The organism is Brevibacterium pigmentatum, from assembly GCF_011617465.1.
Lineage (GTDB): Bacteria > Actinomycetota > Actinomycetes > Actinomycetales > Brevibacteriaceae > Brevibacterium > Brevibacterium pigmentatum.
Map to the genome: position 1 here is coordinate 3,417,269 of NZ_CP050153.1, position 22,692 is coordinate 3,439,960.

At 62.3% G+C, this 22,692-nt stretch carries 40 protein-coding genes and 1 tRNA gene; 7 read left to right on the plus strand and 34 right to left on the minus strand.

The window, feature by feature from the left end; all coding sequences use genetic code 11:
• Positions 1–8: 8 nt before the first annotated feature.
• The 30 genes from GUY30_RS15525 to GUY30_RS15665 all read right to left on the minus strand — a co-directional run bounded on the left by GUY30_RS15525 (position 9) and on the right by GUY30_RS15665 (position 16,721).
• A complete protein-coding gene (locus GUY30_RS15525; protein ID WP_167199509.1) occupies positions 9–404 on the minus strand; it encodes a DUF6093 family protein in 396 nt (131 codons plus the stop codon).
• Positions 404–808 (minus strand): Gp19/Gp15/Gp42 family protein, encoded by a 405-nt coding sequence (locus tag GUY30_RS15530; RefSeq protein ID WP_167199512.1) that lies wholly within the window; start codon positions 806–808, stop codon positions 404–406. Before GUY30_RS15530 ends, GUY30_RS15525 begins: the two co-directional genes overlap by 1 nt.
• 18 nt (positions 809–826) lie before the next feature.
• Positions 827–1,189, minus strand: coding sequence for a hypothetical protein (locus tag GUY30_RS15535; protein ID WP_167199515.1), 363 nt, complete (start codon positions 1,187–1,189; stop codon positions 827–829).
• Positions 1,189–2,169 (minus strand): major capsid protein, encoded by a 981-nt coding sequence (locus GUY30_RS15540; protein ID WP_167199517.1) that lies wholly within the window; start codon positions 2,167–2,169, stop codon positions 1,189–1,191. Before GUY30_RS15540 ends, GUY30_RS15535 begins: the two co-directional genes overlap by 1 nt.
• A 19-nt stretch (positions 2,170–2,188) precedes the next feature.
• On the minus strand, positions 2,189–2,788 hold the full coding sequence (locus GUY30_RS15545) for a hypothetical protein (RefSeq protein WP_167199520.1): 600 nt from the start codon (positions 2,786–2,788) through the stop codon (positions 2,189–2,191).
• Between the two features lie 80 nt (positions 2,789–2,868).
• Positions 2,869–3,840: a hypothetical protein gene (locus tag GUY30_RS15550; protein ID WP_167199523.1), complete on the minus strand. Its 972-nt coding sequence runs from the start codon at positions 3,838–3,840 to the stop codon at positions 2,869–2,871.
• The gene (locus GUY30_RS15555) at positions 3,791–5,191 is read right to left on the minus strand and encodes a phage portal protein (protein WP_167199526.1); all 1,401 of its coding nucleotides are present in this window, start codon (positions 5,189–5,191) and stop codon (positions 3,791–3,793) included. Before GUY30_RS15555 ends, GUY30_RS15550 begins: the two co-directional genes overlap by 50 nt.
• Positions 5,192–5,213: 22 nt before the next feature.
• Positions 5,214–6,320, minus strand: coding sequence for a hypothetical protein (locus GUY30_RS17985; protein WP_228281450.1), 1,107 nt, complete (start codon positions 6,318–6,320; stop codon positions 5,214–5,216).
• Between the two features lie 522 nt (positions 6,321–6,842).
• Positions 6,843–7,319, minus strand: a complete 477-nt coding sequence (locus tag GUY30_RS15565; protein ID WP_208091439.1) for a hypothetical protein — start codon at positions 7,317–7,319, stop codon at positions 6,843–6,845.
• Positions 7,320–7,625: 306 nt separating this feature from the next.
• Complete coding sequence (locus tag GUY30_RS15570) at positions 7,626–7,976, minus strand: holin (RefSeq protein WP_167193016.1); 351 nt, start codon at positions 7,974–7,976, stop codon at positions 7,626–7,628.
• Between the two features lie 98 nt (positions 7,977–8,074).
• Complete coding sequence (locus tag GUY30_RS15575) at positions 8,075–8,842, minus strand: hypothetical protein (RefSeq protein ID WP_167199532.1); 768 nt, start codon at positions 8,840–8,842, stop codon at positions 8,075–8,077.
• A 2-nt stretch (positions 8,843–8,844) separates the two neighbouring features.
• A complete protein-coding gene (locus tag GUY30_RS15580) occupies positions 8,845–9,177 on the minus strand; it encodes a VRR-NUC domain-containing protein (RefSeq protein ID WP_228281451.1) in 333 nt (110 codons plus the stop codon).
• The gene (locus GUY30_RS15585) at positions 9,174–10,349 is read right to left on the minus strand and encodes a hypothetical protein (protein ID WP_167199535.1); all 1,176 of its coding nucleotides are present in this window, start codon (positions 10,347–10,349) and stop codon (positions 9,174–9,176) included. The genes GUY30_RS15580 and GUY30_RS15585 overlap by 4 nt, the downstream gene beginning before the upstream one ends.
• A 149-nt stretch (positions 10,350–10,498) precedes the next feature.
• Positions 10,499–10,804, minus strand: coding sequence for a hypothetical protein (locus GUY30_RS15590; protein WP_167199538.1), 306 nt, complete (start codon positions 10,802–10,804; stop codon positions 10,499–10,501).
• The gene (locus tag GUY30_RS15595) at positions 10,801–11,064 is read right to left on the minus strand and encodes a hypothetical protein (protein WP_167199541.1); all 264 of its coding nucleotides are present in this window, start codon (positions 11,062–11,064) and stop codon (positions 10,801–10,803) included. Before GUY30_RS15595 ends, GUY30_RS15590 begins: the two co-directional genes overlap by 4 nt.
• Positions 11,061–11,429: a hypothetical protein gene (locus GUY30_RS15600; RefSeq protein WP_167199543.1), complete on the minus strand. Its 369-nt coding sequence runs from the start codon at positions 11,427–11,429 to the stop codon at positions 11,061–11,063. Before GUY30_RS15600 ends, GUY30_RS15595 begins: the two co-directional genes overlap by 4 nt.
• A 127-nt stretch (positions 11,430–11,556) precedes the next feature.
• Positions 11,557–11,790, minus strand: coding sequence for a hypothetical protein (locus tag GUY30_RS15605; RefSeq protein WP_167199546.1), 234 nt, complete (start codon positions 11,788–11,790; stop codon positions 11,557–11,559).
• The gene (locus GUY30_RS15610; protein WP_167199549.1) at positions 11,787–12,095 is read right to left on the minus strand and encodes a hypothetical protein; all 309 of its coding nucleotides are present in this window, start codon (positions 12,093–12,095) and stop codon (positions 11,787–11,789) included. The genes GUY30_RS15605 and GUY30_RS15610 overlap by 4 nt, the downstream gene beginning before the upstream one ends.
• Positions 12,092–12,307 (minus strand): hypothetical protein, encoded by a 216-nt coding sequence (locus GUY30_RS15615; RefSeq protein ID WP_167199552.1) that lies wholly within the window; start codon positions 12,305–12,307, stop codon positions 12,092–12,094. Before GUY30_RS15615 ends, GUY30_RS15610 begins: the two co-directional genes overlap by 4 nt.
• Complete coding sequence (locus GUY30_RS15620) at positions 12,307–12,492, minus strand: hypothetical protein (RefSeq protein WP_167199554.1); 186 nt, start codon at positions 12,490–12,492, stop codon at positions 12,307–12,309. The genes GUY30_RS15615 and GUY30_RS15620 overlap by 1 nt, the downstream gene beginning before the upstream one ends.
• Entirely contained in the window at positions 12,489–12,911 is a 423-nt protein-coding gene (locus GUY30_RS15625; protein WP_167199557.1) for a hypothetical protein, read from the minus strand. The genes GUY30_RS15620 and GUY30_RS15625 overlap by 4 nt, the downstream gene beginning before the upstream one ends.
• Positions 12,912–12,913: 2 nt before the next feature.
• The gene (locus GUY30_RS15630; protein ID WP_167199560.1) at positions 12,914–13,270 is read right to left on the minus strand and encodes a hypothetical protein; all 357 of its coding nucleotides are present in this window, start codon (positions 13,268–13,270) and stop codon (positions 12,914–12,916) included.
• On the minus strand, positions 13,267–13,392 hold the full coding sequence (locus GUY30_RS18065; protein WP_266096030.1) for a hypothetical protein: 126 nt from the start codon (positions 13,390–13,392) through the stop codon (positions 13,267–13,269). Before GUY30_RS18065 ends, GUY30_RS15630 begins: the two co-directional genes overlap by 4 nt.
• A 295-nt stretch (positions 13,393–13,687) precedes the next feature.
• Positions 13,688–14,215, minus strand: a complete 528-nt coding sequence (locus GUY30_RS15635; protein WP_167199563.1) for a hypothetical protein — start codon at positions 14,213–14,215, stop codon at positions 13,688–13,690.
• Between the two features lie 310 nt (positions 14,216–14,525).
• Positions 14,526–14,723, minus strand: coding sequence for a hypothetical protein (locus tag GUY30_RS15640; RefSeq protein WP_167199567.1), 198 nt, complete (start codon positions 14,721–14,723; stop codon positions 14,526–14,528).
• Positions 14,717–14,935, minus strand: coding sequence for a hypothetical protein (locus GUY30_RS15645; RefSeq protein WP_167199570.1), 219 nt, complete (start codon positions 14,933–14,935; stop codon positions 14,717–14,719). Before GUY30_RS15645 ends, GUY30_RS15640 begins: the two co-directional genes overlap by 7 nt.
• On the minus strand, positions 14,932–15,150 hold the full coding sequence (locus tag GUY30_RS15650; RefSeq protein ID WP_167199573.1) for a hypothetical protein: 219 nt from the start codon (positions 15,148–15,150) through the stop codon (positions 14,932–14,934). The genes GUY30_RS15645 and GUY30_RS15650 overlap by 4 nt, the downstream gene beginning before the upstream one ends.
• Positions 15,147–15,977, minus strand: coding sequence for an antA/AntB antirepressor family protein (locus tag GUY30_RS15655; RefSeq protein ID WP_167199576.1), 831 nt, complete (start codon positions 15,975–15,977; stop codon positions 15,147–15,149). The genes GUY30_RS15650 and GUY30_RS15655 overlap by 4 nt, the downstream gene beginning before the upstream one ends.
• A 115-nt stretch (positions 15,978–16,092) precedes the next feature.
• Positions 16,093–16,362, minus strand: coding sequence for a hypothetical protein (locus tag GUY30_RS15660; protein WP_167199579.1), 270 nt, complete (start codon positions 16,360–16,362; stop codon positions 16,093–16,095).
• The gene (locus tag GUY30_RS15665) at positions 16,362–16,721 is read right to left on the minus strand and encodes a hypothetical protein (protein ID WP_167199581.1); all 360 of its coding nucleotides are present in this window, start codon (positions 16,719–16,721) and stop codon (positions 16,362–16,364) included. The genes GUY30_RS15660 and GUY30_RS15665 overlap by 1 nt, the downstream gene beginning before the upstream one ends.
• Positions 16,722–16,939: 218 nt before the next feature.
• Between GUY30_RS15665 and GUY30_RS15670 the strand changes: the two genes are divergently transcribed.
• On the plus strand, positions 16,940–17,278 hold the full coding sequence (locus tag GUY30_RS15670; RefSeq protein ID WP_167199584.1) for a hypothetical protein: 339 nt from the start codon (positions 16,940–16,942) through the stop codon (positions 17,276–17,278).
• Positions 17,279–17,410: 132 nt separating this feature from the next.
• Positions 17,411–17,737 carry a hypothetical protein gene (locus GUY30_RS15675; RefSeq protein ID WP_167199587.1) on the plus strand — a complete coding sequence of 109 codons (327 nt, stop codon included), beginning with the start codon at positions 17,411–17,413 and terminating at the stop codon, positions 17,735–17,737.
• Between the two features lie 35 nt (positions 17,738–17,772).
• Here GUY30_RS15675 and GUY30_RS15680 read toward each other — a convergent pair whose 3' ends face one another.
• Genes GUY30_RS15680 through GUY30_RS15690 form a run of 3 tightly spaced genes read right to left on the minus strand, consistent with a single transcriptional unit; the run spans position 17,773 to position 18,442 of the window.
• Positions 17,773–17,997, minus strand: a complete 225-nt coding sequence (locus tag GUY30_RS15680) for a hypothetical protein (RefSeq protein WP_167199590.1) — start codon at positions 17,995–17,997, stop codon at positions 17,773–17,775.
• Positions 17,994–18,173, minus strand: a complete 180-nt coding sequence (locus GUY30_RS15685) for a hypothetical protein (RefSeq protein ID WP_167199593.1) — start codon at positions 18,171–18,173, stop codon at positions 17,994–17,996. Before GUY30_RS15685 ends, GUY30_RS15680 begins: the two co-directional genes overlap by 4 nt.
• Positions 18,173–18,442: a helix-turn-helix transcriptional regulator gene (locus GUY30_RS15690; RefSeq protein WP_208091440.1), complete on the minus strand. Its 270-nt coding sequence runs from the start codon at positions 18,440–18,442 to the stop codon at positions 18,173–18,175. The genes GUY30_RS15685 and GUY30_RS15690 overlap by 1 nt, the downstream gene beginning before the upstream one ends.
• A gap of 214 nt (positions 18,443–18,656) precedes the next feature.
• Here GUY30_RS15690 and GUY30_RS15695 point away from each other — a divergent pair, with 214 nt between their 5' ends.
• The 5 genes from GUY30_RS15695 to GUY30_RS15715 all read left to right on the plus strand — a co-directional run bounded on the left by GUY30_RS15695 (position 18,657) and on the right by GUY30_RS15715 (position 22,351).
• Positions 18,657–19,364, plus strand: a complete 708-nt coding sequence (locus GUY30_RS15695; RefSeq protein WP_167199600.1) for a hypothetical protein — start codon at positions 18,657–18,659, stop codon at positions 19,362–19,364.
• Between the two features lie 86 nt (positions 19,365–19,450).
• Complete coding sequence (locus tag GUY30_RS15700; RefSeq protein WP_167199603.1) at positions 19,451–20,221, plus strand: GAF domain-containing protein; 771 nt, start codon at positions 19,451–19,453, stop codon at positions 20,219–20,221.
• A gap of 33 nt (positions 20,222–20,254) precedes the next feature.
• Complete coding sequence (locus GUY30_RS15705; RefSeq protein ID WP_167199606.1) at positions 20,255–20,761, plus strand: Panacea domain-containing protein; 507 nt, start codon at positions 20,255–20,257, stop codon at positions 20,759–20,761.
• Between the two features lie 58 nt (positions 20,762–20,819).
• Positions 20,820–21,251, plus strand: a complete 432-nt coding sequence (locus GUY30_RS15710; protein WP_167199609.1) for an ImmA/IrrE family metallo-endopeptidase — start codon at positions 20,820–20,822, stop codon at positions 21,249–21,251.
• A gap of 32 nt (positions 21,252–21,283) precedes the next feature.
• Positions 21,284–22,351, plus strand: a complete 1,068-nt coding sequence (locus GUY30_RS15715; protein WP_167199612.1) for a site-specific integrase — start codon at positions 21,284–21,286, stop codon at positions 22,349–22,351.
• Between the two features lie 95 nt (positions 22,352–22,446).
• On the opposite strand, the gene GUY30_RS15720 is transcribed toward GUY30_RS15715, so the two are convergent.
• Positions 22,447–22,535, minus strand: a tRNA-Ser gene (locus tag GUY30_RS15720).
• Positions 22,536–22,692: the final 157 nt, after the last annotated feature.

The following is a 22,692-nucleotide window of genomic DNA, read 5'->3' on the forward strand; positions in this document are numbered from 1 at the left end:
GTTCCTCCTCAGTCAGCGATGTAGTCGACGAACACGCGGTAAGCAGTGGCGAACGTCTTGAACGGTGCCTCCTGCGTGATGCGGAATTTCCGACCCACGAGCAATGGGTCCAGGCGGGAGTCGGTGATCTCGACAAAGTCGCCCACGTTGATCCGGTACGCACCGACGGGCAGGTGAACAGACATGCGCTGGACCGTCAGAGCGGTCCCGGCAGTGTTCTTCTCCTGCTCGTATCCTTCGTAGGACTGCAGCTTGCACCGCCCGGTGTAGACGTCGACGTATGCCGGCACCACCTTCCCGGTCTCCCGGTCGGTAACCTCTCCGGCCACGCGGCGGATGATGCACTGGTCCTTCATCATCTGCTCGGCTCGGGCACGGCCGGCCAGCAACGCTCCGGCGTCCATCACCACACCCACCGCTCTGAGAAGCCAGGGGTGAGTGGCATCCGGATGGTGAACGCCTCGGACCCGGCTGAGCTGCCGGGCGCGAGTTCCTCCCACTCGTCTTCGGTCGGCTTCAAGTCCGCGCGCGCAGCTTCCGACCCGAGACCGTAGGAATAGTCGTCGATGCGTTCGTTTTGCTTACCGTCTGGGTTCTTGACCTTCCGGCCGACAATCTGTGCGACGATCTTCTTCACCAGTGCCGCATACACCGGATCCAAGGTCACACGTTCTGGAAGGTCTTCGATCCGAGACTGGATGGTGGCCTCCACGTCACTGATCCACGCGTTGACCTGGGCGACCTCTGCAGCGTCCGTGATCGGACGCCCGAGGCGAGTCTGCACGTCGTTGAGATTCGCGTAAGCCATACCATCCAGTCCCTTCGGTCAGTCGGCGACGAGGTCGCGCAGCTCGTTGCGGTCGAGACCGTCAAGCTCATCGGCGTCGAACCCGCTGGCGAGCGCGTATTTGTACCACGCCTGCTTCGAGGCGTTGCCTGCCGGCTTCACGGCTGGGGTGTCCTCTTCGGGGTCCTCGGTGTGCTCTTCGTCGCCGGAAGCCTCGCTGGTAGGAGTCTCCGGGGTGTCTACGTCGCCGTTGTCGGGTTCGTGCTCTTCGCCTGTCAGGTTGTAGCCGTGGCGGGCGAAGTAGGCGATCGCGATCGGGTCGTTGGTGTCGCCGGCACCGTCGTTGAACTGAACGCCCACGACGGTGCCGGAGAAATTCTTGACAGGAGTCGTGACTCGCATCAGGCGCCCTGGACCTTGAGGCCGCGGAGTACAGCTGCGGACTTGGTGGCCTTGAGCGCGACACCTGCGGGTCCGAGTTCGACCTCACCCTTCTTCACGGCGCCGGCTTCCTCGAAGTTCGGCATCCAGGTGCGAACCATCTGGGAGCCGACGGTGGTGACACCGTGGAATCCGTCGAGTCCGACGCGGTATGCGTACAGGGAGGTGGTGCCGTCGGCCTCGATCGGGATGATCGGGTCGGTGGAGCCGGGCTTCGCGCCCGGGTCTGCGAAGAGGATTCCGCCGTAGGTCTCACGGACGATGGGGCGGCCGTCGGCTCCGACGAGGTCGTCGACGGGGTTCTTCACGTACTCACCGGCTCGGCGGACTGCTGCGCGGAGGCGTGCCAGGGCGCGGCGGTTGCCGAGGATGATGGTGGGAGTCCCGTCGAGGAGACCAAGGAACTCGTCGATGAGGTCGAGTGCCTTGTGTTCGGCTCGCGGGTTGGTGTCGAAGTCCGTCCAGTCGGCGGTGCTGGTGAGTTCCGTGGACGATCCGGTGAGGGCCTTGTCGAGGCCGTCGAACCCGTTCTCGTCGGTGGCGGTGTCGCCGTTGATGACGAGGTCCTGGAACTTGGTGACCGCGGCCTTGATCTTCTGCTGCATGTTGAGCATGACAGCGTTGGATGCGGCCGGGCCGATGGAGGCGATGACCCGGTCAACCTGGAACGAACCACCGAGGACGGCGAGTTCGGTCGAGTGCTTCGAGGTCTCCACGTTGCCGGGAGTGTACTCAGTGTTGAGTGCACGAGTGGCAGCGTCGGCCTGGGTCTTGAGGCGGCGGTACCCATAGGTGAGGGTTGCTCCGCCACCGGCGGGGTTGACGGCGTCGTCGAAGATGAGGCTGTCGAGGATCGCGGATTCCTTGCGGAACTCGTCGATCACCGCAGGATCGTAGTCTTCGACCGCGTTGTTCTTCGCTTCAGCGAGAGAAACTGGCATGGCGGTGTCCTTTCAGTGGTCAGCTGTAATGCAGGTTCACTGCATCAGCGAGATTCTTGGGTTTGGGTTTGGTCGACCCGGAACCTTGTGACGGGTCGGGTTTCGGCGTGGCAGGAGCAGATGGGGCGAGGAGCTTCATCAGTTCGTCGGCATCGGCTTCGAGAGCTTCCTGCGTGTCACCGGTCAGCCTGGTTGCCGCAGACAGGGGCAGGCCCTTGGCAGCGGCGACTTCGTACTGCATGACGCGCAGAGCGTTCTTCGTGCTCGACTCCTCGAGCTCGGCGAGACGTTCCGCCTGCTTCTCCTCCGCTGACTTCGAGGCGTCCTCGTACTCTTTGTTCTTGGACCGAAGATCAGCGAGCTCTCGTTCGAGCTGCTTGCGAGCTTCGCGCTCGGACTGCAGCGCCTTCTTCCCGCCCTCACCGAGTTCCCCATCCTCAGCGGTCTCCTTCGGGGCAGACTGGCCGGCGGCCGGGGCCTGTCCCGCTGGGTCGTCGTTCTGTCCCTGATCGCCAGAGTCAGATCCCGGTGTCTCAGTGTCCGCGGGGGCGGCGAAGAACCGGATGAATGGATCGGTGGTGTACGGGTTGTAGGCAGTGAGCACACGAGAGTGCTTCATGGTTCCTCCTTGGTGGTGCCACGTCGCGTGGCAAACGCCCGTGTGCCTCGCGCAAACGGGGTGGTCTGTGATGGATTCGGTCAGCGGCCGAACGCGATTGCACCGGTGGGGATCTGCCCCTGCTCGGTGATGTAGCCGTACTGGCGTAACAACCTGCGGGTTGTGGCCTTGTCGCCGCCGGATCGGCGGATGATCTCGGGGACGGACAGACGGCGAGTACGGGTGCCGCGGCCGCCGGCCTCGGAACCCCACCGGAAGTAGCCTCGGCGGGTCGTGCCCTCCGACGTCCACATGCCCGAGCGGGTCATGCCCCGGCGAGCGTTGACGACCTGGAAGATGTCGCCGCCTTCCCGGATTGCTTCGGCCTCGTTCTTCCCGAAGTGCTTCGCCTGTTCGGCGGGAGTCAGGGACTCGAAATAGGCGTAGGGGTCAACAGTCAGATCCTCTGCGACAGACTCGGAGGCGGGTATTCCTCTGCAGTCGCACCGCGGATGCCGTTGAAAGCTGGCGTTCCACCGGTACCAGCGGCCCGCGAGGATCGCGCACCGGCTGCAGGACGGGGGCGTGAGCATCCGAACGAACCCAGTCGCAGACGATGAGGCCGTGGCGGCCGACTCGGCGGCACGTCCGGTGTCCGACAGCGCGGTGCTGGCGGCCATGGTCAGCCACCGACCGCCCTTCGCCAGAGCTGCAGGCGGTGCCATGCCCTCGGCGACCGCAGCCTTCGACACGATCGTTGACATGGACAGTGCTGTGCCGAGGTCCCGGCCGTCACCGTTCATACCGACGAACGCTTCAGGGACTACCTCGGCCGCGAGGTCCGGGTTCTGCCCGGTCTCATCAAGCACGGTGGGGATGAACTCGGCAGCCGCCTCGGCGAGCGACAGCTGCGAACGGTGCATCACCCGCAACACCTGCGGGCCGATCCTGGACCAGCCGGCATCGAAGTCGAGACCCACCCGAGACCACAGACGCTTCACCGAGGCGAGCGCTGCGGCATTCTCACGCGTGATCTGGCTCTTGTACTGGATCGCGGAGGATGGAAGGGTCATTCAGTTCCTCCTTCTCCTGGATCCGTTGGAAGTACGGGTCGGATTCCTGTGCGAGGAAGTACTGACGCTCGCGTGCCTTGCGTGCTTCGGACCAGCCGAGCTCGTCCCATGCGCCCTCGCGGGAAAGGATTGGGGTACCGCCGGAGAGCTTCTGGATGGAGTCGGAACGTTGTGCCATGGTCGGGGTGCCGGCGTCGTACCATTCGAGGCGGATGCGGCCGTTGCGAGGGAACTCTCCGGTTCGGAAACGCTCGCGCAGCGACATGGACCATCCCCAGGAGGCACCGAAGCTGACCTGCTTGCGTTCGGTGTTCTTCACCAGTCGGGCTTCGTCGGCGCGGATAGCGCCCTCGGCGGCAGGGTTCACGGTCTGCTGGCCCATGTATCGGACGGGCAGGCCGGTGATCGCTGCGGCGAGCGCCATGTAGTGGTTGACGGTGTCGTGGAAGTTCTTGAGGTCGGATGGTGAGAACTGGCCGACCTTGGCGTCCTTGTTGGCGTGTGCCCAGATGCCGGAGAAGTAGGACTCCCAGACGGGTATCGGGTCGCCGTTCTTGTCGACGAAGTCGCCCTTGGTCATGCCGAGGACGTACTTCTGGGGGACGGAGTGTGTTTCGGCGGCGATCTGCAGGTTCGTCAGGGAGCGAGCGATCGCGTCGGTGAGAGGCAGGACGTCGTGCATTTCGCTGGTGCCGAACCATGAGCCTGTGCGTTGCCGGTTGAGGAACATGACGACGGGGACGCGGCCGATGTTGTGGTCATCTCGGTCGGTGACGTTCCACCGGCTGCCGTTGTCTCGTGTGAGCCAGATGGTGGTATTCGGCAGGTACAGGGTGGCGGAGTCGGTTTTGCGTTCCGGGTCGATGTACTGGCGTAGGGCCGCGGTCATCTGCCGGCGGCGGTTGTCGATCTTCACCGACATGTGGCGCGGAGATTCGACGGTCATCAGCGGCTGGTCGGGGTCTTCCTCGTTGCTTCCGACGGTGACGAATGACCGGCCGAAGATCATGGCTTCTTTGTGTGCCTGCGGGGCTTGGGCGTCGAGGTCGTTGTACTCCCAGCCGACGCGGAGGTCCTCGTTTGCGATCTGGTCGTCGGGGAGCATGAGGGACTTCACGTCGAGGCGGCGTTCGACCTCGTCGACGGCGATTCTGGGGAGGTTGACGACCGTTTCGAAGCGGCGCAGTTCCGGGGGCACCGCGAGACCGATGTGCTCGAGTCTCTGCACGCCCTCGTAGTAGCGGTCCATCTTGATCATGACGGACCGGTGCTTCTCGTGTTCGTTGCGGAGTTCGGCGAACACGGCCTTCTCCTCATCCGAGAGGATCGTCGCTGTGGCAGGAGCAGCCATTGGTCACCTCCCTCGGGTGTGGTCAGCGGTATACGAACATGCGATTATCAATGTCATCCCAGCCGGCGGCGCGGGAATCGGCAGCGGCCTCGTGAGCGAGGATGTCGGCCATGAGGAGGTCGATCTTCTGGTGCTCGGACGGTTTTCCGAGAATGTACTTGTCACCAGGCTTGGCGACCTTCCTTGCGGCGAGCGCGTTGAGCTTCGTCTGCTCGCAGTCGTCGTGGGTGGTCAGCAGCTCGGTGGTGTCCTCGAGGAACCGGACGAGTGCGTCGAACATGCGGTTGATCTGGTTCGTCGGCCACAGGATGACGACGTCGTCGCCGTAGTTCGACGCCCACGAGTCGGCCTGTGTCTCCCAGTGGCGGGGGTCAACGTAGAAGCGGCTGACCTTGTACCTGGCCATGAGTTCGTCGACGGCTGAGGTGACTTCCGAGCGGGGGATGCGGCCACCCCACTCGTCGGGGTTCCAGTAGGTGGGGCGCCGGTCGGGCCCGTAGGTCGGGGTGAACCGGTGTCCGTCGATCGTTTCGGCACGGAGTGCGGACCAGTCGCCCGATCGGCTGCCGTCGAACGCGATCGCGATCTTCGCACCGTCGGGGACTGAGACCACTTCTTCGGTGGCGTCCCACAGGGCTTCGAGCATGTAGGAGCCGAGGCCTTGGACGAGTCGGTTGCCGTAGAAGCGTTCGGCTTGGGTGGGGTCTGTCTCGACCATTTCGTCCGCTTGTGGGTCCACTGCCGAGGTTGTGTCGACCCATGGGGAGTCGAAGTAGACGTAGTGGTGGATCTTCGCTCGGTCGCGTTTCTTCTTGTAGTCCAGCTCGACCGGGGGTTTCCGGTAGTAGCGGAAGATGTCGGTCTGGCGGGACTGGAAGCCGCGCTGCGCGGCGGAGTTCTCCATCGGGTCCCACGGGTTCGTCAGCTCGATCGTCCGGCCTTGCATGGCGAATACGCCGCGGCTGATCGTGTCCCAGGTGTCGAGCATCTTGTTCGTCTCGGTGTACAGGCCGGACTCGTCACCGATCGCTCCGGTGAGCGGTTGGCCGAGTTTCGACTTCGCCGCCGAGGACAGTGGCACGATCTTCCCGCGGTTCGGGAGGCGGATGAATCCCTCACGGACGAACACGAACTCCTGCAAAGGGCCGGATAGGATCATCGTCTGTAACGGTTCGTAGACGTTCAACGTCTGGGACTCAGCGAACGCCACCAGGCCTAGGAGTGCTTTGCTCCTCGGCCTGCCCTTCGCCTCACCAGGCTCATAGACGTATTCCCAGCCGCATCCACAACCGTGGTCCTCGCACCGGTACACGTCGCCGGCTGTCGCCCACCCGTCGAAAAGGGACGGTCCGACAGCCTCGAGGAGCAGGATGCCGGCGCCCCACGGGCTTTTCCCGACTTCTGGGGCCCTACGACGATGGAGCGACGGTAATGGAACGGTGCGATCAGCCTGCGCCGGTCGACGACCGCGGTGGGCTTGATCCGGTAGTGGTTGACGGTGCAGTACAGCTGCCAGCCGTTGAACGACAGAGCCTCGCCCTCGTACACGCCGCCTGGGACACGACAGTGAGCTTCGATCCAATCAGTGCCGAGGAACCCGAGAGTGTGCCTCGGGTCGAAGTCAATCTCAAGCGGTGTGGGCAGGAGCAGGTCAGGAGCCGGCACGAGCTGCCTTCAATCGGTCTCGCGCCGATGACGTCGGCTTGTCCTTGGTCTCGGCCGCGGCCTCGGCTCTCTTGTCGGCGACCTCGTCGTCGGCAATGTCCCATCCGAGCTCGCGCATTCCCGCATTCGTGAGACCGATCTGATCCCGGTAGCGGTGCAGCTGCGCGACGAGAGTGGCGTTCGCGTCTGGGGCCTTCTCGACGAGAGCCTTGAGCCGGCAGTACTCGGCGATGGACGGCCACAGCCACTGGTATCGCGGCGCTGACCAGGCCTTGCCCTGCGGGAGCGCCCACACCTCGCGCCAGATCTTCATCTCTCTGCGGCGCAGGGAGATCGTCGCCGAGTTGTCCGGCTTGACGGTGCGGACCTTGTCGATGACTTCGACGTAGGTGCGGACCATCTTCGGCAGCGGAAACTCAGGCGGATTGCCGGTGTACCCCTCGGCGGGGAGCTGCTTGAACACAAGCCCACGACGATCAGAGCGGCCAGACTTCGGATTCGTAGCTGGGCCGGAACGGTTTCGGGGTCCTCCACTGACCATTGTTCTACTCCATTTCTCGGCATCGCGCCGGGATGAGAAAGGCCCCGCGAATCGCTCACGAGGCATGAAATCGAAGGGTCGAACACTGACAGTCATCAGCGAGTCAGCACCGGTTCTGACCTGGGAATTTGGAAAGTTTTGAACCCGTTTTGGTTCTCTGAGGCCTCCCCAGCGGTACTTTATAAAGACAGGTTCGGTTGCACCCCCTGGGGGTCGGCAACCAGCAAGTCATCTTGCCGCCCAACCACCGGGCTGATGGCGGGCGGTCTCCTTCTTGTGACACGGTCCGCAGAGGCCGCGACCGTACTGCGGATCGTTCGGGTCGAGGCCTGCCGCCACGAGCTCACGGCGAGAACGCGGGAAGTGGTCGGCGTCCCTCGACGGCCGGCGCTTGCAGATAACGCAGATGCGATCGCGGGCGAGGACCTTGGCACGGAAGGTGACCTCATGCTCCCGGTCATATCCCCGCTGGCGGGACGTGCCGCGAGTACGGTCGGCGGTGCGCTCATGGGTCTGACACCGGGACTTGGTGCCCTCGAACAGGACCGGACAGCCGGCCACCGAGCAGAGCTTCTTCACTGACTGCCTCCGAACATGACAGAAGGCCTGACCGGAGAACCGCGTCAGACCTTCATCGCCACCTCTGGTGACTCTACGAGAATGTTACGTGACGAATGTCAAGCATGTCGAGAGGCGCGCGTCTTACGGCGTGTCATGCTCATCATCACTGAGCGCACATCACCGAGTCGATACAGACTCGAACCACGTTGATCCTGACCAACTGAACGCAATCGCACTCGACCACGAACGTCCTTCCTCGTTGCCCATTGCCTCGCCTGCTCATGGGTGATCTGCTCACCAGCCGCACGCAGTGTGTCGACCACACGAGACAGTGGTGCCTCGAACGCCTCGATACGCCGGAGCCCCTCACGCCTCCGTGCCCGCACATCCACCTGGGCCTGGCACCTCGGGCACACCGTCACGTCCTCCCCGATGATGGGCCACAGCTCCACACCGCAACCACCTGTCGGACACACGCCAGCGAACACACGCTCAGGTGGAATGTCGATCTGCTCCAACGCCTTGAGGCACTGCTCGAGCAGACGGTCATACCACTCCTCAGCCTGCGCATGCTTGACCACCCAGTCACGCAACGGATCCAGGCTGGCCACGAGCTGCGGCACCGACAGCATCCGATGCACTGGCCGCTCCTGCTCTGACACCCAAGCAGCGAGCATCGACCTGAGCACCTCGGTGATCCGATCAGCCACCTCGGCGGCACCAATGCGGAACACCATCGGCACAGCATCCGACGACCGGCGCTCACCCTGCGGTGTGGTGGCATCCTGCCTCAGCTTCGTCACCTCCAACTGCTGCACGATCGGAGCACACATGCGCACCAGGTCCGGCAATGAGGCAGACCGAACATCACGGGCATCCCACATCGTCAACGTCCTCTCAGTTCTCTCTCGATACGACCACTCACCCAATCGCGGGGCCGCCACACATCAACGTCCTCACCAACGAGCAACAGGCTGGACAACCACACCTTCTGCTCCGACGAGGTCACACCCTTCTCAGACTTCAACTCACGCCAGATCACACGCTTCTGCTTCGGGTGCACCAACACCAGATCGGGGAACCCCGGCGTCGACCGACGCGAGTCATAGTCATGGAAGCTCAACCAGCCCATCTGTTTCGCCAGGGCCAGGATCTGATCCTGCAGCTGTCTCTCCGACATCGCCTTAGCTTGAAGAGCCCGATAATCCTGCACCTTCACCGCTTCCTCCTCTTCCGCTTCTTCCTAGCAGGAGAGTTCACAAGGGCAACAGGTGGCGCCGACCGTCCAGACCCAGCCCTGCCCGTACCGTCACGTACCGAACCCTTACCGTCCCGACCCGACCCGGCATATCCAGATCCTGGATGCACACGACCTGCTGGAACCTGCTGGAACCTGCTTGGTGGCTCTGCGGGGTCACACTCCGACTGGTGGGTGTCGGGCGGTCCCTTCGGTCCAGAGCCGGTGTCTGCGGGGTCTGACTCCGCCTGGGTGGCGGATAGTCCCTCGGACCAGACTGTGTTCACCGCGGGGTCATCACACGACGGGTTGCCGTGCGGTCCCTCGGACCGGTGAACGTCTCCCGCGGGGTCACGCTCCGCCTGGGTGGCGGGCTGTCCCTCGGACCGGGATGCAGGGTTCTCAGGTGTCCTCTGTGCTGCTGTGCCGGCGTCACGGCCGGGCGGCACACGCCCGGCTCTCACGTCGGCTTCTGCCGTGTCGGGGAGGACGATGTTGTGGGTGGTCACGTACTCGTGGGTGCGCAACCACTCCAACGTCTTCGGTTTGAAGTAGGGCTTCTTCGGCGGGGGCATCATCTGCTTCTCACGATGAGCCCGCGGCGCATCGAGCAGGGCCGCGTTGCATCTGCCGCAGGCGACCACCATGTCTTTTGGTGACTGCACCTGCCTGTCCAGATGGTCGTACGTTCCTGCTTTCTGGCCGCGCCGGTCGCCTTGGAAGTTGACGACGAGTCCGCAGTAGCGGCACGCGTCACCGTCGCGGAGGCGCACGGGGATCGTGAGTGCAGGATTCGAGTTGTCGAGCTTGCGTTGACGTTCCCATTCGATCTCCTCTCTCGTTCGCATGTGGATGAAGGTGTCGTCCTCGATGAGCTTGTAGGCGCGTCGGCCTTCCCCGTCAGCCACCTCGGTGAGGTAGCCGGCGGCAATAGCGACACTGATCAGCTCAGCGGCCCGGGAATGGCCTGCCATCTGCACGGCGGTGCCGTGGCTGATGACGTAGTCGGTGAGATGGGCTGTGGACTGCAAGGCGCAGCGGAGGACGAACCCGAATGCCTCGTTGACCAGCCGGTCGTCGACCCTCTGGTCTTCGAGGACGCTGAGGACGACGGGGTGGTTAGCGGCGGTGTCGCCAGTCCTGAGCCAAGGCATCCGGGTTGTCTCCTGTGGTGGTGTTGATCAGTGGGTGGGTTCGAGGTGGCAAGTACAGCCACATGAGGCGAGCGCATCGGTGGTGTCGTCCCATGCTTGGCCGTCGCACTTGCGGCAGTTGCCGTCTCTGCAGTCTGGGCTGCGCGTGGTCACGGTTCCTCCCCGAGTAGTGCGTCAATGGCGGCGCGGGCGAACTTGCTGTATGACAGGCGTGCTTCACATTCGGGGGCATGGCACCATGCCTCGTGCTCCTCGACGGTCTCTTGCCGTTCGTCTTCATGCAGGAAGTCCGCTAGCCGCGCAACTGCCTCGTCGGTGCGCAGCTGGTCGCGCTGCCAGTTCGCGCCGCCTATGACTGCGACCTCCCACGTCTGGTCGCCGATCAGTTCCACTTCCCAGTCGGCCTCGGGCTTTGTGCCGTCGGCATGCTTCTTAGCCTTCTCGTCCCAGTTCATTGCTTCTCCCACTTCCCGACGGCACGTGTTTCCTTGCAGTCGAACACGCACGGGCATTCCTCCATGGTCAACCCAAACTCGTCGATGATTGCCTGGGCCATTGGCACGTAAATGCGCTGCACGCAGTTCGTTTGTCCACGCTCCGCGTCCATACCCTTTCCTCGGGCCATGGCAAGTGCTCCCCACATCGGCTCTCGCGGATATCGGTGGCAGTACAGTGCCGCCGCGATTCTGTCTCGCAGGTTGTCCAGGTCAGTCACAGCATGTCCTCTCGCCACTGCCCGAATCGGACATAGAAGCCGCCTTCGACTCCGTTCCATTGGGCGAGGACAGCGATCAGTCCGTCGCCTTCATCGCTCGTCTCGTGGACTTCTATGCCGTCGCCCCACTTGTGCAGATCTGAGGACAGTGCTTTCGCCAGGTCTTCCGGGTTTGGCTCGGTCCAGTCCACCTTCTCGATCTCGTCAGGATGATCTATGGTCACTGATCCTCTGACGCTCGATCCCTCGATGTAGCACTCATCGCACTCAGGTCCGGCGAACCAGTCCGGGTTCACGTCGTCTACCGTGAACACCTCGCCGGTCTTCTTGATGCGAGCCTTGTCGCCCGGTTTGATGTCACTCATCGCCAATGCCCCTTTCGCTTGCATGGTTTGCATGGTGCTGGACCGAAGTCATCCGCTTCCTGTAGTCGCTCCTGACCGACGAATGCCCCGCACCGTGAGCACCTGAACGGCAGGTTGTCCTGGGCGCTCATTGGTCGCTCCTGTGCTTGCCCTTTGCGTCGAACGGGCACTCTTCCTGGATGGTTACGCCCAGCATTATCCGGGCCATTTCCCGCGCCGCGTTCCAGGTCGCCTCGACTGTTTCGCCTTCGGCTTTGGTGCTCCAATCGCCAGCGGAGATTTCGATCTTCCAGCGACTGCCGCCGAGGATCTTCTGCCAAAACCAGTTCTTGCCCGACAGCCTCACGTCCACGTTGCTCATTTCTTGATCGCCTCCTGCTCGAATTTCGCCGCTCGGGCGCCGAGGACGCATGACACCATGTCCGGGCCCCATGCTCGTGATCCGTCCCTGGCAGACTTCTCGAAGATTGCTTGCGCCTCCCTCAATGCGGTTGCTCGAATGTCATTGACCAGCGATTCAAACTCCGCTTTCAGCTCTCGCCTCTGCTCGCGCAGGTCGTCTTCTGTCGCATCTTCGTATTCGATGAGTCCTGCGACGTATGCGTACTTCGCGGCGATGAGTTGCTTCTGATGCGGGGATAAGTCCCGGACCTTCTTCTCACTCATGGTCGTGGTCCTTTCACATAGGTTTCGTCGACCCAGACTCGGCCGCAGCAGTGGCAGTGCCATCCGACCGTCTCCGGGCTGCGCAGGTCCTCACCGATGACGATGGGGTCCTTGTGTTCGTGGAGGCACCGGACGTACACACTTGGTTCTCGGTCGCAGAGGCGTTTGTCCTCGATCGACTCGTGCGTGCAGTCCTCGTGCCCGGGTTGCATCACGGTTCCTTGCCCTCGGTCACCTCGGTGACGAACGGGGTGCGCAGTGCGCGGACGATGGTGTTCCGCTCGAATGGACTGTCAGCAACACCCGAAAAGACGACATGGCCGGGGCCAAAATCGACCTTGTCCGCTTCGATCGTCAGGACTTGCCCGGTGATCGTCGTGACCCTGTATGCAGTCACTTCTTGGCCTCCTTCACCTTGATGCGGGCGTAGACGATGAACGCGTCATCCTCATCGACGATGCGAGTCTGCACCGGCTTGTCAGTGACCGTGCGGAGAGTCGCCGTGTACGAATACGCCTTCGACTTCGTGCCACGCTTCGCGACACGGAACCACTCACCCGGGGACTCCTCGAGCACTTTCACCGCGCTGGCGGCAGCCACCCTGACCGTGCCGGCACGGCGCGGCATACGGACCGGGCGCGGAGTCTCCTTCACGACCTCGAACACGTCACCGTTCTTCGACGCCGGGGCCGGAGCCGCCATCACTGGTGTTGGCTTCGTCGCGTCCGCCTGGACATCGTTGATGCCACGTGAACGCATCAGTTCCTCCGCTGCACGGATCTTCGCGTCAGTCGCCCGATACTTGTAACCGGCCATGATCAGAGTCCTGTCGGAACGATCGGGCGGGCGTGCACACCGTCAGAGGAGGGGCCGGGGTCGCCGTCGTAACCGGCGACGTAGTGCTTGTGGTCAGACATGTCGTGCGGGTGCCAGCACACCTTGTCTCCGTACTTGATGTCTTCGACCCGGATCGGTTCGACAAGGTCGGCGCCGGCCTGTGCTGCGAGACGGGCCACGAACGCACGCCGCAGCTCCTCGGCCAAACGTCGGCCCGCCAGTTCCTTCTCGAGCTCAAACACCTGCCGCCGGTACACGCGGCGGAAACGCAACGCCATCACCACAGCGGTAGCCGAGACGAGGACAGTGAGAAGTGAGATTGCGAGGCTGAGACTCATTTGCGGGTCCTCCAAACCATGAGCCGGTCCCACACCGAGGCGGGAATGATGTTGTGGGTGATGACCCACACCCACAGGTGAGCAGGAAGGATGAGGAGCTTCTCAAGCAGAGACAGAATCACCGGTGGTCTCCTTCTTGCGTGTGTGCCGGCAGTCGGAGCAGCACCAGCCATGGCCGTTCTTCTGCCCAGCCGTGCAGGCCAGTGGTGTGGTTCCGCAGGTTTGGCAGGGGAATACGGGGTGGTCGCAGTACTTGTGGGAACAGTTCTTAAGCAGTGGCATCGGTCTTCTCCTTGTGCGTGCATTTCGGGCAGCATCCGTAGCCTCGATCTCGGGTGAGGGCCTTGCAGGCGACGGCAGTGCCACCGCAGGTGCAGAGTCCCCATTTGTCTCGGGTCGATACGACTTTCGGGATCGTCATGCCCAGGCCCTCTGTCGCCATGCGTCCGATCCCCACACCTTCGTGGCGAGGCGAGCGCTGTGCTCGGCTTCCTCGGCGAAGTGGGACTGTGGACACTTCTTCCGTTTCGTGGGGTGATCGTGTTTGTGGCATTGCCGTCGCCAGGCGTCGTATCTGGGGTCGTTGTCTGCTAGTTTCTGGGCGATGTCGGCTCGCATTGCGACGAACGACATGAGCATGCAGACGCCGTGCTCGGCCATGCGTGGGCCGCCGGGCAGGTATTGGTTGCCGTCTTCGTCGAACTGGACTCCGTGGCCGATTGTGAGGGCCTTGCGAGCCTCGACTTGGCGGCATCCGATGCATTCTTCTTCGCCGTACCACCAGTCAGTCGAGTGGTCCTCGTACCATTCGGACAGGCCGGTCGGCCACTTCAACATCACCCGGTCGGTCTGGCCGGACGCTGCGTCGATGACCTTCCGTTCCTTGTTGTCGGCGGGCTTGCGGATCATCTCGAAGATGTCGATCTGCCCTGGAGTGTTCGTCATGAGCCCATCGCCTCGAAGAGATCGAGCTGGGCGTCGTCCATCTTCTCGAGCGTTGACCACTTGAGGACTCGCTTCACGCCGCCGTGGCCGACCGTGTACTCGATTCCAGTTCTCACCACTTGCCACATGAGACACGGATTCTCATCACACCCCGGGCGAGCTCCGCCGGAACCAAGGCTCATTTCGCTGTGGACCTGAACGTCGTTGATTGCGCGACCGCGCCGATAGGACGCTGTGAAGATCTCAGCGAGCTGGCGGTCCGACAGTGTCGGCCCCTGGTAGTTGGAGTCGTGCGGGCACCTTGACTCGCTCATGAGGTCACCTCGTCGAATAGTTCGGGCTGCTGGGGCGGGTGGTTCGCGCCGTACTCAGCGCGCCACTCGTCGGCATGGCACGCCGGTGCCGGCGGGTAACCGGCGGCGCGGGGAATGTCGCCGGATAGGCAGCAGTGCCCGTCGTGACGTCCGACGATGCCCGGCTTGATGCAGATGCACGCATGGTTCAGCACGGCGCCTCCTGGAATTCGAGCGGGCTGACGTGGTTCGATCGCATCCACACTCGAGATGACAGTTCGATCGCGTCCTCGAACGACCACACCGAGGCGTAGTACTCGTACACCTTCGAGTGCCGGTTGACGACGTACAATTCCCAGAACCGACGCGAATGCGGGGCGCGCGTCCACTTCGGCTGTTCCTGGCGGATCTTCACCTGGTATCTCATGACCGGCTCCCGTCCTTGGCGGCGATGCCGATCCAGCCAATGACCCACAGCATGGTGAGGGCGGAGAGGCCGTTCGCGGTGAGAGTGATCGTGTACGAGTAGAAGTAGCCGGCCATGCCGATCACGATCATCGGCAAGTAGATGGAGAGCAGCCGGCGGAGGAAGTACACCTCACGCGGGAACCGGCGCACCTCGGCGCGCGTCTGTGCGCTCATGCCGCATCGCCGCCGTCGAACATGACCGGCTGAGTGAGTCCGAGCTTCGCGGCCAGGTCCTCGGAGTGGAACGAGAAGAGGTACATGGTCTGCCGCACCTGCCCGTTGTGATGCCTGGGCGCGTTGTGCTGGGGGCGCACCACGAACCACTCCTGGTAGCGGGTGCCCTGCCGGGGCCGCCACTCGAACTCGTCGACCATGTAGCCCTTCGACTTGTCCCACTTCTTGCCGATGCACCGACGCACTGCGATCTTCTTGTCCTTGAGCATCTGCCGAACCTTCGGCCCTGTGGTGCCCCAGTGAGACGCGAAGTACTCGATCGTGATGATGTCATCCATCTCAGCGATGAACCGCTCGTGGTAGCGGATCTTCGGAGCGTCGAGCTCAGCCTGCAGTTTCGCGGCTTCGAGCTCGCGCTCGGCGTCGAGGACCATCTGGGCGAGCTGTGCGCGAGACGGGAGCGCAGCCACGGTCGACTGCTCGCGCGTCTGCTTCTCAATCTCGATGAAGTACTCGCGGATCCGCTTGCCTTCCGGGGTGCGCTGGATCATGCCGAGTTCCTTCGCCATGTCGAACGTCACCGCGTGGTCGATGCTGGGGCGGCCGCCGAGGTTCTTTCCATTTTTGGAAGAAACCTCTCCGGTGAGCGTGATGTAGTCCTTGCCCTCGACGAAGCCGTACCCAACCATGCGGTCGAACCAGGTTGTGTAGTTCGAGCTCATGCCGAGGAACGCATGGAGGTCACGACCGCTGGCGACCTGCTGTCCTTCGTGGTCCCGGACCGGGATGAGTTCGGCGATTGCGCTGGTATTGTTGTCGGTAGACATTGGTTGATCACCTTCCTGGTGTCTCTAGCCCTCGCCCTGCACGGCGGGGGCTTCTTCATTTGCAATGGCTGCGAGCAGGCCCCGGGGCTTCCCCCTCCACCGGGACCCACCCGGCTCATGGGGTCGGCTTCTGCCGGATCTTCGACACGACCTCGTCCTCAGTGATGAGCCGGAGCGCCGCGATGTTCGCGTCTGCCTCGTCGTAGATGTTGAGGAGCGTGTCAGCGACGGGATCGATGTTGTCTGGGTCCATGTCGTAGGAGACCGGAGCGGCCATGACCTCGGCGGCGAGCGCTTTGACGCGGTGCTTCGTGGCGAGCTTCATGTTGAACAGTGCGTCGAGGCGCGACTGCTCCTGCTCGGTGGGGAACTCGGCGCTGGGCATCAGTCGCAGTCCTCGCCTGAGATGGAGTGCAGCACCGCAGAGACCGGCAGAGTCGGCTCGCTCCTGGTACGGGGCACTGGCCATGCCGCGGCTACGCGGAGGCGGACTTCCTCTTCGGCGGCGGCACCGGACTTGAGCAGTGCAGAACGCTCGACGCCGGTCATTTCGAAGACGGCGTTCGTGGTCTGCTCGAGCACCGCCTCGATCTCAGCGAGGCGAGACATGGGGAACCCGTTCTTCTGAGCGCCCCGGTACTGGCGGAGGACAGTGGCGAGTCGTTCGGCTACACCGACCGCGTCGGTGATCGTTGCCTGCCGGCGGACGTTGATCGGGGTGGGGTGGGATGCGGGTGTGGTCATCGTTGATCACTTCCTGACTCGGTGGATGGTTTGGGGTGCGGCCGCCGAGACGGAGCGGCCGCACCAGTGGCATCTGACTTCTCGACCGGGGAACGGTGGCGCCCGGGAGTTTCGTCAGTGCCGTCCCCTACGATGTCCCCAACGACAGAAGTAGCCTCTTCCGTCGTTGCTATAGGCGCACAAGCACAATGTGCGCCGTGACTCATAGGGGAGTTCTCATGGGTAAATTCAGTTATGGGACTGGTGACGGTGCGTTCACCATCGGACTCGATGACCGGTTCCTGCAGCTTCTCGAAAGGGTTCTGGCTGAGGCGTACACGCTCCGCGAACCTTTCCGGATCCGTTTCGACAACCAGGTCGATCACCATTCCCTGTTCGTGACGGACGGGGTGCCGGTCCAGATTGAACACTCGGTGGAAGACGCAAGCGAGCCGACGACCGATGAGCGGAAGATTCTCGACGCGATGCGCCGCGACCTCGCCAAACATCGGCTGATCACCGTTACCGGCGAGCGCCCCCGGATGGTCGTGTATACCGGGTCGAGCACCGGAATCTGAGCCGCTGTCGAGGAATGGCTCAAAGTTGCCCTCGGTTTCTGGTCGAGCGGTCGCATGCTCGATTCGGGTAGCCATTAAGTTGCCCTCACATTCTTCGCGGGGTGAAACCGCCCGCCATGGTTTGATGTGGTTATGTCTGAATCTGCGCTCATAGGTGTTCTGCAAGTGCTCGCAACACTGTTGGTGTTCATCGCAGTGGAGTCGCGTCTGGCTCCGTTGCCATATGGGACATTCGACCGGCGCTGGACCGTGTTCGCGCTAGAGCTATTGGGAATGTGCCTCATATTGCTGTCGCTTGGTGTAGGAGCCGCGGAGCTCTTCATCCCCGGCGATGAAACGAATATGGTGTCAGTGGTCGTCATCGCGGTGGGCTTTGCATCCGGGTTGGTGTTGAGCTTTTTTTCGATCCGTCGGATTGTCTATGCGCGAATTCTCAAGGCCCTCGATGACCCTCGCTGAACAAGTCCGGCCCTGATCTGCAGCGGCGTGGTCGGTCATGCTGATTCACTCTCTTCGAGCCACGCGTCGAGAGCTTCGAGCCGGTACCCGATGCACTTCTGCGTCGCACCGTTACGCGACTTGATCCACTTCGGTGAACGCCCTCCCCCGTCGCCGCGGTCGAGGTATCGCCACGACGCGAGGGTGTTGGCTGGTACTCCGATGTACTCGGCAGCCTCGGCGGGTTTGAGGACGCGCTTCATCACGGTCGAGTCAGTCATGGGTGCGTTGCCTTGTAGCGGGCGAGCGCGTCGCCGGAGACTTCGAACGGGTACGGGTCGCGGCCGTTGTCGCGTTCGGCCTGACGGTTGAGCATCTTTGCGTCGAGGTCGTGCATGACCGCGAAGTCTCGGTACGTGTCGCCGCGGTATTCCGCGAGCTCCGTGGTGCTAGTCATCACGCGACTTCCTTCTTCGAGTGTCCCGATGTCTGATCCGATTGACCCGCTGATTTGCCCACTCGGGTCAAAAAAAGATCCTCTACCCCGACCTGCAGAAAATGCGCGATGCGCAGTGCCGGGGTTGTCTCAAGCGTCTTCGCCTCGCCCTTGATGAGTCGAGCCACGTAGCTGTGTGATTTCCAGCCGGCAGCTCTTGCGAGCTCGCGCTGGGAAACGCCCTGGACGATCATGAGTCGAGCCAGCTTCTTGCGGTCTCGAAGCTCCATCCAGATCCCTCCTAGTTGGTAGACCTTTGCTGTAGCCATAACTGTACCTCTCATCGGGTCGAGTGTCCAGTGCGCAAGTCCCAATTTCCCGCGCCCCGCGTGCTCTCGCCCGTCGTGTCCCCGAAACATCTAGACTTTCTGGTGTCCACTCGAATTGCCCAGCCGGTGACCGGGCGTGTTGCCGACCGTCATAAGCCCTAGAAAGATGTGATCCGTGAGCACTGAACTGACCCCGCTCGGCCGACTCATCGCCGGAGCACAGCAGGACCGTCAATGGTCCAACCGCGCCCTTGAGCGACGTGCCGGCGAGCTCGGTTTTGACGGTCTCACGAAGACAACTATCGGCAATTTGAAAACGAAGTCCCCGCAGCAGATCAGCACGGCTACACTCAAGAACCTCGCGATCCTCATCCAGGTTCCAGAGCGCGTCGTAGTCGAAGCAGCGATCCGATCAACGAACCTCGAGTACCCCGAACGCAACACCACCGGGGCCGCCGAGGCGATCGAGAACGACGTGGAGATCTCAGCCAGGGACAAGCGCATTCTTCTTGCCGCGATCACAGCGATGAAGGAAGCAGGTGATGGCGATGGAAAAGCCGCCCCACATACAGACGCCGGCGGGACGCCGGTCACAGGAGAAGACGACGGGCTCGGCGCGTTCGGAGGCCGAGCCCGCGGAGACCTCGACCACGAATCCATTAACGACGGCAGCGGGGACAACGTGCGCCCTATCAAGTCAGATGGAATCGACACTCGCTCCCCAACTACGGGTAGCAAGCAGTCTCGACGGCGCGCTTCGGACGGAAAGTTCGAATCGATCAGAACCACACAGTCAAAAGCGGATGAGGCGTCGATCGACGAGATCATGAAACATGCTGCCTACGAGCCGGGCAATCTCAATGACTCCGGTGATGACGAATGAGGTGGCGGCAACTCGGCAAATCCCTGTTGGAAAGTCGCCTACTCGTCGCTGGCAATACAGTTTGCTCCGGCGTATCAATGGGACTGATGTATGTCAACAGCCTGGCGAAGGCGCCTCCGATTCTCCAGTTCTTCGTGAGTTCGACATGGGTAGTTGTCGCACTTATTGTGCTGGGCCTGAGTGCAGTCTTTTCCCTGACTTCAAACCTCCTTCAGAAGTGGCAACTCCGGCGGGCGTCCCAGCGTGCTCGCAAACATTTCGCCGAGCACCTAATGCCAGCCATTAAAGCGATCGAGGACGTGACAGGATCTCAATCCAAGGAACACGCCCGTAGCCTGAAAGACCGCACCATTGACTTTCTCAAAGACACCATCGACGCCGAAGCTACGCGTGCGTGCTTCTATGATCTCGACTTCATTGAGGGAGAATCCGCAGACGAAGATTCAGACACCAGCGACTCACTTGATGCAGAGCCCAGGCGCGTTCTAACTTGGGACGGCCAGTACAGAGGCAGAACAGATGCGCCCAAGCATAAGCAGTACGTCGAGGATGACGATGACCCAGTGTCCAAGGCCAATTTCGAGGCCCTGGATTCTGGTGAACCTCGACTAGTCTCGAACACGCGAAAGAGTGATCCCGCCGTTGAACGCAATGATAATTATGAGACGTTCTTGAATACTCCTGTCGCTAGCGATGGACAGCCAATCGGCTTATTGACCATCGATGCTTCTCGGCGGGGCACTATCAATCCAGACGATGTTGCAGTAGCTCGTGTCGGTTCTCTGATCTTAGGTATCGCGATAACCCGCCTGAAACGGAAGAACACGAGGGAACGCGGGCCGCACAGGACACGCTAACCCACATGCACTTTTACAAAGTAGCCCTAGGAAATGACCGCAATCATTGTAGACTCAGCGGAACAGGAGGACGCCATGGCTGATGTAAGAGACGTCGCCCAATACATCGTGGAACTCTCAGGACGTCGCATTCCGACAATGAAGCTGCAAAAGCTTCTTTATTTCACCCAGGGATGGAACCTGGCCTGGGAAGAAGACGCCCTCTTCCACTCGGAGTTTGAAGCCTGGAAGTACGGCCCGGTCGCAACCGCCATCTATCCACTCCACCGACGCCAAGCAACCTACGATCTGGACACTGACGGCGACATTGGAGACTCATCTCGCCTCACGAAACGCGAGCGCCTGAACATAGAAGACGTCTTCGATTTCTATGACCCCTTCAACGGGTTCGAGCTGGCCGAAATGACCCATGAACACGACAGCTGGATCAATGCATACGAAAGCGTTGACCCGCCGTATCGTGGCCACCAAGTAATGTCCCGTAGAGCCATTGAAGATACATTCAAAGCTCTCGACGACGACCAGGTACCGTCCCCCTAGCCATTAGGTGATGAGACCGAGTCGACTAGCGGTTCGATTCGAACTAATGTCCTAATGCATGAGCGTGTTTCCACACCCGTGGAAGGCGTTGCGCGAGCTCGACACTGTTGCCGTCTCGTGGCGAGATGACCTTCCCCCTCCCGTCCATGCTGTCACCAACGGCCGGAACATCATCTGGATGGCCAAGAACCTGCTGCAGGTCGAACGACGGTGCGCCCTGCAGCACGAACTGATCCACCTCGAGTACGGCGACACTTGCCGCCAGGACGCTCGAATCGAGGCGCAGGTGCGACAGATCACCGCAGAGCGACTGATCCCCGCCCATTGGCTTTTTCGGGCGTGGAAGGCAGCGCTGAGCGTCGAGGAGTGGGCCGAGAGCCTATGGGTGACGCCAGCAGTCCTCTACGACCGGCTCGACAACCTCTCCCCCGACGAACGACACACAGCAGAACAACTCAAGGCGAGCGCCAGGGAGCGCGGCGCCGACTAACCGCATCCTCGTGGTGCATGGAAGGGCTGACCATGGCGCAGGTGATTGCGTATGAGACGTCTGGTGGGCGTCGGTACATGGTGCGGTATCGGAAGCCGGACGGGAAGCAGACGAAGAAGCGCGGGTTCACGACGAAGCGCGAAGCCGGCGACTTCGCGTCGACTGTTGAGGTGTCGAAGCTGCAGGGCACGTTCATTCCCGAGGCTCTGGGCCGGGCGAAGGTCGGGGATCTGGGTCTCGCGTGGATTCGCCGGCAGTCGGACTGGAAAGAGTCGTACGACTACACGATGCGGTCGACGTGGTGGACGCACGTGGAGCCGCGGTGGGGGCAGACTGCGATCGCGGATGTGAACCGTGTCGATGTTGAGGACTGGGTGTCGGGTATGGGTCGGTCGCGGTCGGTGGCTTCGCGGTGCGTGACGATCCTCAACGGGATCCTCGATGACGCGGTGGCGAAGCGGCTGATTGTGGCGAACAACGTCGGGAAGGTGGCTCTGCCGAGGAAGGATCAGAAGCCGCGCCTGTACTTGTCTCACGAGCAGGTGGCGGCGTTCGCGGGCGCCGCGGGTGATCTGGGTGTGATCGTGAACGTCCTCGCCTACACCGGTCTACGGTGGGGTGAGCTCGCCGGCCTGCACGGTCCCGACATTGATCCGGTCGGTCGGAGGATCTCGGTGAACCGGAACGCTGTGCAGGTGGGGTCTCGCGTTGTGTTGGGGACGCCGAAGACGCACGAGCTGCGGAATGTGCCACTGCCGAAGTTCCTCGCCGATGAGCTCAAAGGCATCAAGTGGCCGGGGATCGCGTTCCCCGATGCGAAGGGCAACTATCGTCGGTCGCCGCGTGCGTCGACGTCGAAGCGGTCGTGGTGGCGGACGGCAGTGCTCGAGGCCGGCATCCCCGAGGTGACTCCGCACGATCTGCGGCACACGGCGGCGTCGTTGGCTGTGCAGTCCGGGGCGCACGTGAAGGCGGTGCAGCGGATGCTCGGGCACAAGTCGGCGGCGATGACGCTGGATGTGTACAGCGATCTGTTCGACTCGGATCTCGACCTCGTGGCCGATGCTATGGAGGCGGCACGATTGTCCGCGTTGAAGTAGATTGTGCCCAAAATGTGCCCAACGGGCACAATCCGGGAATGAGGAAACCCCCGCGTTCCGCTTGTTCTAGCGGTACGCGGGGGCTACCCGTTCTGCGGAGCCGGTGGGATTTGAACCCACGGTCCCCCTATTGGAGGACTTCACCTTAGCAGGGTGACGCTTTCGGCCGCTCAGCCACGACTCCATCCGCAATGCTGCGATCTGCTTCGGCGAAATGCATACCGACAGACCCTCCAGCACTACGGGATACAGCCTAAGGGAAAGGAGCCATCCAGGGCAAAGCGCAACCGTGGAGAGTGGGCTTCGTCATAGTCGAGTCGACCCATGACGGGCACGAATCC

Excerpts from the sequence above, each read along its gene's own strand:
- GUY30_RS15525 (WP_167199509.1), bottom strand. The coding sequence starts at position 404 with ATGGACGCCGGAGCGTTGCTGGCCGGCCGTGCCCGAGCCGAGCAGATG.
- GUY30_RS15530 (WP_167199512.1), bottom strand. The coding sequence starts at position 808 with ATGGCTTACGCGAATCTCAACGACGTGCAGACTCGCCTCGGGCGTCCG.
- GUY30_RS15535 (WP_167199515.1), bottom strand. The coding sequence starts at position 1,189 with ATGCGAGTCACGACTCCTGTCAAGAATTTCTCCGGCACCGTCGTGGGC.
- GUY30_RS15540 (WP_167199517.1), bottom strand. The coding sequence starts at position 2,169 with ATGCCAGTTTCTCTCGCTGAAGCGAAGAACAACGCGGTCGAAGACTAC.
- GUY30_RS15545 (WP_167199520.1), bottom strand. The coding sequence starts at position 2,788 with ATGAAGCACTCTCGTGTGCTCACTGCCTACAACCCGTACACCACCGAT.
- GUY30_RS15550 (WP_167199523.1), bottom strand. The coding sequence starts at position 3,840 with ATGACCCTTCCATCCTCCGCGATCCAGTACAAGAGCCAGATCACGCGT.
- GUY30_RS15555 (WP_167199526.1), bottom strand. The coding sequence starts at position 5,191 with ATGGCTGCTCCTGCCACAGCGACGATCCTCTCGGATGAGGAGAAGGCC.
- GUY30_RS15575 (WP_167199532.1), bottom strand. The coding sequence starts at position 8,842 with ATGTGGGATGCCCGTGATGTTCGGTCTGCCTCATTGCCGGACCTGGTG.
- GUY30_RS15585 (WP_167199535.1), bottom strand. The coding sequence starts at position 10,349 with ATGCCTTGGCTCAGGACTGGCGACACCGCCGCTAACCACCCCGTCGTC.
- GUY30_RS15590 (WP_167199538.1), bottom strand. The coding sequence starts at position 10,804 with ATGAACTGGGACGAGAAGGCTAAGAAGCATGCCGACGGCACAAAGCCC.
- GUY30_RS15600 (WP_167199543.1), bottom strand. The coding sequence starts at position 11,429 with ATGAGTGACATCAAACCGGGCGACAAGGCTCGCATCAAGAAGACCGGC.
- GUY30_RS15605 (WP_167199546.1), bottom strand. The coding sequence starts at position 11,790 with ATGAGCAACGTGGACGTGAGGCTGTCGGGCAAGAACTGGTTTTGGCAG.
- GUY30_RS15610 (WP_167199549.1), bottom strand. The coding sequence starts at position 12,095 with ATGAGTGAGAAGAAGGTCCGGGACTTATCCCCGCATCAGAAGCAACTC.
- GUY30_RS15615 (WP_167199552.1), bottom strand. The coding sequence starts at position 12,307 with ATGCAACCCGGGCACGAGGACTGCACGCACGAGTCGATCGAGGACAAA.
- GUY30_RS15625 (WP_167199557.1), bottom strand. The coding sequence starts at position 12,911 with ATGGCCGGTTACAAGTATCGGGCGACTGACGCGAAGATCCGTGCAGCG.
- GUY30_RS15630 (WP_167199560.1), bottom strand. The coding sequence starts at position 13,270 with ATGAGTCTCAGCCTCGCAATCTCACTTCTCACTGTCCTCGTCTCGGCT.
- GUY30_RS15635 (WP_167199563.1), bottom strand. The coding sequence starts at position 14,215 with ATGACGAACACTCCAGGGCAGATCGACATCTTCGAGATGATCCGCAAG.
- GUY30_RS15645 (WP_167199570.1), bottom strand. The coding sequence starts at position 14,935 with ATGAGATACCAGGTGAAGATCCGCCAGGAACAGCCGAAGTGGACGCGC.
- GUY30_RS15650 (WP_167199573.1), bottom strand. The coding sequence starts at position 15,150 with ATGAGCGCACAGACGCGCGCCGAGGTGCGCCGGTTCCCGCGTGAGGTG.
- GUY30_RS15655 (WP_167199576.1), bottom strand. The coding sequence starts at position 15,977 with ATGTCTACCGACAACAATACCAGCGCAATCGCCGAACTCATCCCGGTC.
- GUY30_RS15660 (WP_167199579.1), bottom strand. The coding sequence starts at position 16,362 with ATGCCCAGCGCCGAGTTCCCCACCGAGCAGGAGCAGTCGCGCCTCGAC.
- GUY30_RS15665 (WP_167199581.1), bottom strand. The coding sequence starts at position 16,721 with ATGACCACACCCGCATCCCACCCCACCCCGATCAACGTCCGCCGGCAG.
- GUY30_RS15670 (WP_167199584.1), top strand. The coding sequence starts at position 16,940 with ATGGGTAAATTCAGTTATGGGACTGGTGACGGTGCGTTCACCATCGGA.
- GUY30_RS15675 (WP_167199587.1), top strand. The coding sequence starts at position 17,411 with ATGTCTGAATCTGCGCTCATAGGTGTTCTGCAAGTGCTCGCAACACTG.
- GUY30_RS15680 (WP_167199590.1), bottom strand. The coding sequence starts at position 17,997 with ATGACTGACTCGACCGTGATGAAGCGCGTCCTCAAACCCGCCGAGGCT.
- GUY30_RS15685 (WP_167199593.1), bottom strand. The coding sequence starts at position 18,173 with ATGACTAGCACCACGGAGCTCGCGGAATACCGCGGCGACACGTACCGA.
- GUY30_RS15690 (WP_208091440.1), bottom strand. The coding sequence starts at position 18,442 with ATGGAGCTTCGAGACCGCAAGAAGCTGGCTCGACTCATGATCGTCCAG.
- GUY30_RS15700 (WP_167199603.1), top strand. The coding sequence starts at position 19,451 with ATGTATGTCAACAGCCTGGCGAAGGCGCCTCCGATTCTCCAGTTCTTC.
- GUY30_RS15705 (WP_167199606.1), top strand. The coding sequence starts at position 20,255 with ATGACCGCAATCATTGTAGACTCAGCGGAACAGGAGGACGCCATGGCT.
- GUY30_RS15710 (WP_167199609.1), top strand. The coding sequence starts at position 20,820 with ATGAGCGTGTTTCCACACCCGTGGAAGGCGTTGCGCGAGCTCGACACT.
- GUY30_RS15715 (WP_167199612.1), top strand. The coding sequence starts at position 21,284 with ATGGCGCAGGTGATTGCGTATGAGACGTCTGGTGGGCGTCGGTACATG.